The 3,649-nt window shown below is 69.3% G+C and carries 4 protein-coding genes; 3 read left to right on the forward strand and 1 reads right to left on the reverse strand.

Annotation, left to right across the window (positions count from 1 at the left end):
- Positions 1-756: aminoglycoside 3-N-acetyltransferase (gene aac(3) / locus E1263_RS42025; RefSeq protein ID WP_132178013.1), on the forward strand; the 756-nt coding region annotated here is incomplete at its 5' end.
- On the opposite strand, the gene E1263_RS42030 is transcribed toward aac(3), so the two are convergent.
- Positions 728-1,258, reverse strand: coding sequence for a YbhB/YbcL family Raf kinase inhibitor-like protein (locus E1263_RS42030; protein WP_132178015.1), 531 nt, complete (start codon positions 1,256-1,258; stop codon positions 728-730). The two genes, aac(3) and E1263_RS42030, sit on opposite strands and share 29 nt — an antisense overlap.
- A gap of 137 nt (positions 1,259-1,395) precedes the next feature.
- On the opposite strand from E1263_RS42030, the gene cobT reads away from it, so the two are divergent.
- Together cobT and cobA are read left to right on the forward strand one after the other, a co-directional pair.
- Positions 1,396-2,436 carry a nicotinate-nucleotide--dimethylbenzimidazole phosphoribosyltransferase gene (gene cobT / locus E1263_RS42035; protein ID WP_132178017.1) on the forward strand — a complete coding sequence of 347 codons (1,041 nt, stop codon included), beginning with the start codon at positions 1,396-1,398 and terminating at the stop codon, positions 2,434-2,436.
- On the forward strand, positions 2,433-3,649 hold a 1,217-nt coding region (gene cobA / locus E1263_RS42040), incomplete at its 3' end, for a uroporphyrinogen-III C-methyltransferase (RefSeq protein WP_132178019.1). The genes cobT and cobA, both read left to right, overlap by 4 nt.

A 3,649-nucleotide genomic window follows, 5' to 3' on the forward strand; every position in this document is an offset into this window, starting at 1 on the left:
GTGCGGGCGGGCGACGTGTTGATGGTGCATGTGCGGTTGTCGGCGCTGGGGTGGGTGGTCGGCGGGATCGACACCGTGGTGCATGGGCTTCGGGACGCCCTCGGGCCCGAGGGGACGCTGATGGCGTTCTGCGGGTGGGATGACAGCCCGTATCACGTGAAGCTGTGGCCGGAGGCTTGGCAAGAGGCATACAAAGAGATGCCCGGGTTCGATCCGGCGGTGTCGTCGGCTCGGCGGGACTTCGGGCGGTGGCCGGAGCGGCTGCGGACTTGGCCGGGCGCCTTACGCAGCGGGCATCCTGAGGTGAGCTTCGCCGCGGTCGGACCGCGAGCCGCTGAGCTGCTGACTGAGTCAGACGATCCGTGGGGGCCGGACGGGCCGCTCGGCCGCCTGGTCGAACTCGACGGGCGCGTGCTGCTTCTCGGCGCACCGCTCAAAACCTTGACGCTGTGCCACCACGCCGAGGCGATCGCCGATGTCGAGGGCAAGCGGTTCCACGAATACCGGATGCCGGTTGGTGACGAGTGGCGGGACTACCGCACGCTCGACACGTTCTACGGCTCACTCCCGTACGACGACCATGGCATCGAGCACCCGGTCGCCGTACTGGCTGATCAGGCGGTGAAGGCCGGAGCCGGTCGGGAGGGTCGAGTCGGCCGGGCTCCGACGTGGTTGTTCGAGGCCCACGCCACGGTGGACGCGGGCGTCGAATGGATCGAGCGGACGTTTACTCGGCGGTCTGGTACGTCGGGGTGAGGATCGCGCGCGCCAGCGTGTGGAAGGCGAGGTTGAAGCCGACCACCGCGGGGGTGGCGGTGTCGTCGACGTCCAGGGCCTCGACATCGATGGCGTGGACGACGAAGTAGTAGCGGTGGTTCTGGTCGCCGGCGGGCGGTGCGGCGCCGCCGAAGTTCTTGGTGCCGAAGTCGTTGCGGACGTGGAAGGCGCCGTTGGCGAGACGCTCCGTCGTACCGGCACCCGTCTCGAGCGACGTGACGTCGGCGGGAAGGTTGACCAGGACCCAGTGCCAGAAGCCGGAGACGATCGGAGCGTCAGGGTCGAAGCAGGTGACGACGAAACCCCTGGTCTCGGCGGCGAAGCCGGACCAGCTGAGCTGCGGCGAGGTGTTGCCTGCGGCAAACACGTGCGCGTCGGGGAGTTGTTCACCCTCGGTCACGTCGGTGCTGGTGAGGGTGAAGCTGCCCACCTCGGGGAGCAGCTTGTACGGGTCGGGGGTGACAGGACGGTCGAGCGACATCTGTGGTCCTCCGTGGGCTCAGACGTGTGGTGAATCCGACACTACTGTCCACCGAACGGCGTCCTGTCCCGGGGAGGTGGGACAGAGATGCGAAGATCGGACCGGATAGTCCGAAGCGTGTGACTGGAGGGTTTGCGGTGGAGGAGTACCTGGCGCGGATTGCGCCCGCGGACGAGGTGGCGATGCGGGCGGCTGCGGAGCGTCAAGGGCAGCTCACCAAGCCGCCGGGCTCGTTGGGTGTGCTGGAGGAGCTCTCCATCCGCGTTGCCGGGATGACGGGCGTCTGCCCGCCGGCGGTTCCGACGCCGGCTGTGGTGACCGTTTTCGCGGCTGACCACGGCGTGCATGCGCAGGGTGTCTCGCCGTGGCCGCAGGAGGTGACCGCCGGGATGCTGGCGAACTTCGCTGCCGGTGGTGCCGCGGTGAACGCGTTCGCGGCGAACAACCGGGTCGACGTACGGGTTGTTGATGTCGGTGTGGCCGGGCCGGTCGAGGATCTCGACATCGTGCACGCCAAGGTTCGCTCGGGGACCCGCGACCTGTCGGTGGAGCCGGCGCTCACGTACGACGAGGTCTGCGCCGCGATCACCGTCGGCTTCGATCTGGCCGAAACCCTCGTCAAGGACGGCTACCGCTGCCTGCTGACCGGCGACATGGGGATCGCGAATACGACCGCCTCGGCGGCGCTGATTGCCACCTTCACCGGATCGACCGCGGAGGTCGTGACCGGCCGTGGGACCGGCATCGACGACACGACGCTCGCCCACAAGACGGCGATTGTGCAGTCGGCGCTCGACAGGCACGCCGTACCGGCTTCTGATCCGACCGGCGCGCTTCAGGCGTTCGGCGGGCTTGAGCACGCGGCGCTCGCCGGATACATCCTCGGCGGTGCAGCCAACCGGGTCCCGGTCATTCTCGACGGGGTGATTGCGGGCGCGGCCGCGCTGGTCGCCCAGGCGCTGGCGCCGCACGCGATCGAGTACTGCGTCGCCGGTCACCGCTCGGCCGAGCCTGGTCATGCGGTCGCGCTGAAGACGCTCGGGCTGGTCCCGCTCGTCGATCTGGATCTCCGGCTCGGTGAAGGCACTGGAGCCGTGCTCGCCTACCCGATCCTGGCCTGCGCGGTCCGGGCTCTCGGTGAGATGGCGACGTTCGAGTCTGCGGGGATCGACTCGTGACCGACCAATACCTCTCCGGCCTCGTCCTCACCGGGCGCCGCGTCGTCGTGGTCGGCGGTGGCGGCGTCGCCCAGCGGCGGCTGCCGCGGCTGCTCGAGTCCGGCGCGGTCATCGATCTGATCTCGCCGGTGATCACCCCGACCATCGAAGGGTTGCTCGCCAACCCGTCGCTGACCTGGCACGAGCGCGGCTACATCTCTGGCGACCTTGAGAACGCCTGGTATGTCGTTGTTGCCACCGATGACGCGGCCGTCAACGACGAGGTGTCGCGCGAGGCCGAGGAGCGCCGGATCTTCTGCGTCCGCTCCGACGACCGCTCCCGAGCAACCGCCTGGACCCCGGCCTCGGGCCAGCACGACAACGTCACGATCGGCGTGCTTGGCGGCGGCGATCATCGCCGTTCGGCCGCAGTCCGCGACGCGATCCTCGAAGGACTCCGTACGGGCGAACTCGGAGCGCGCGATGCCGCCGGCAAACGGCCTGGCGTCTATCTGGTCGGCGGGGGACCGGGCGATCCGGACCTGATCACCGTCCGCGGCCGCCGCCTGCTCGCCGAGGCCGAGGTAGTCGTCGCCGACCGGCTCGCTCCGCAACAGTTGCTGGACGAGCTGTCACCTGACGTCGAGCTGTTCGATGCGGCGAAACTCCCGCGCGGCCGGGCGGCTCAGCAGGAGGAGATCAACCGGATCCTGGTCGACCGCGGCCGCGCGGGGAAGGTTGTCGTACGCCTGAAGGGCGGTGACCCTTACGTCTTCGGCCGCGGTTTCGAAGAAGGACTGGCCTGCGCCGAAGCCGGCGTCCCCTGGACCGTCGTCCCCGGCATCACCAGCTCCATCTCAGTGCCCGCGGTCGCGGGTATCCCGGTCACCCACCGAGGTGTCACCCACGAATTCACGGTCGTGTCGGGTCACCTACCGCCGTCGCACCCCGAGTCGCTCGTCAACTGGGACGCCCTGGCTCAGCTGTCCGGCACCCTCGTCCTCTTGATGGCCGTGGAAAACCTGCCCGCGATCACCGAACGCCTCATCGCCGCGGGCCGCCCAGCGACCACCCCCGCCGCAGCCATCGCCGACGGCACCCTCCCCAGCCAGCACCGCGTGACCTCCACCCTCGCCGGCATCGCCGAAGCCATGCGCGCCGAAGGAGTAGGCGCCCCCGCAATAGTTGTCATCGGCAACGTAGTCGAGGTAGGCGAGACCGCCCGCCCCCACCC

This window comes from Kribbella antibiotica (genome assembly GCF_004349055.1).
GTDB lineage: Bacteria > Actinomycetota > Actinomycetes > Propionibacteriales > Kribbellaceae > Kribbella > Kribbella antibiotica.

Excerpts from the sequence above, each read along its gene's own strand:
- E1263_RS42030 (WP_132178015.1), bottom strand. The coding sequence starts at position 1,258 with ATGTCGCTCGACCGTCCTGTCACCCCCGACCCGTACAAGCTGCTCCCC.